Raw genomic sequence first — 1,125 nt, 5'->3', positions numbered from 1 at the left:
CGAGGCGCGGCGCACCTTCCGCCTCGACCGGGTCGCCGAGATCCGGCTCCTCGACGAGCGGGCCGAACCGCCCGCCATCGAACTTGGAGCCAAACGGTCTCTTCAGTTGAAAGGTCGCTCTAAGGTGGGTTGTTCGGCAACAGATGCCTCAACACTGGGCCGGTGACGCACGCTTCTACCGTCCCGCACATGCCGTCCTGTGATCTTGCGCTGGCTGAGCCAGGGCATTCCTCACGTTGGAACATCCGGCCGGTGGACGGCCGCCACGGCTGCCCCGCCGCAGACGGTTGGCGGCCTGGTCAACGGGCTGCGGGATCACCGCCCGGAGGTCTGCCGACCCGCCGGGGCACCCGGATCCGGGCCATGACCTCCCCGAACGCGGGAGCGTCACCAGCCTGCCCGGGCGTGATGGCAGAGGCCAGCGGCCGTCGGCGGCAGGATGGGTTCTGGTCGTCAGCCCGCCGCGGGAGCGTCCCAGGGCATGGTCGGTCGGCTCGCCGGCCGGGGCCCCTTGTGAGTCCCCACCTGCGGCAAGTTGCGGACCAGTGTCGCTCGGGCGGGACCAGCCGCTGCGCCCCCGACGCTGTGTCAGTCCCTCCTGCGATCCTTCTTCGATGATCGACGAGTACGAGAAGCTGCTGATGGGACTGGACGATGTGGACTGGGCCGTCCTGTCGCACGCCTATGGGTCGGCCCATGACGTTCCAGGGCACATACGCACCCTGTGCGGCAACGACGACGAGGCGCGGGAGCAGGCGTTCAAGAGCCTGTTCACCAGCATCTTCCATCAGGGCACCCGGTATTCGGCCTCTCCGTTCGCCGTGCCGTTCCTCGCGAGGATCGCCGTCGCGGGGCCGGCAGCCGCCCGGGGGGACACGATGCTGCTGCTCACCCGCCTGGCCGTGGACTGGCACGACGAGTACGACGTGACCACCGGCATCAACGTGGCCGGATGGCGTGCGGCCGCGGCGGAGGTCGGGCCGGAACAGCTCCTGACCTGGTACGAGGAGCAGCTGGCCGCCGCGACGGATGCCGACGAGCGCGTAGAGCTGAAGGAGATACGGGACTGGGTGGCCGCCGGCAACTCGCCCGACTCGCGGTGGTCGGCACTCCAGTCGTACGACG

Annotated in this window: 2 pseudogenes; one reads left to right on the top strand and one right to left on the bottom strand. The window is 69.6% G+C overall.

The features are described from left to right. Nucleotides 1-247 precede the first annotated feature (247 nt). Nucleotides 248-496, bottom strand: a pseudogene (locus tag AB0O29_RS36265) (IS5/IS1182 family transposase); the annotation flags it as partial. 118 nt (nt 497-614) lie between these two features. Between AB0O29_RS36265 and AB0O29_RS36260 the strand changes: the two are divergent. Further along, a pseudogene (locus tag AB0O29_RS36260) lies at nt 615-1,125 on the top strand (hypothetical protein); the annotation flags it as partial.

The organism is Streptomyces sp. NPDC089915, from assembly GCF_040684675.1.
In the GTDB taxonomy this organism is placed as follows: Bacteria; Actinomycetota; Actinomycetes; order Streptomycetales; family Streptomycetaceae; genus Streptomyces.
Note: the sequence above shows the minus strand (reverse complement) of the source record. Positions and strands in the feature narration are given on the sequence as shown.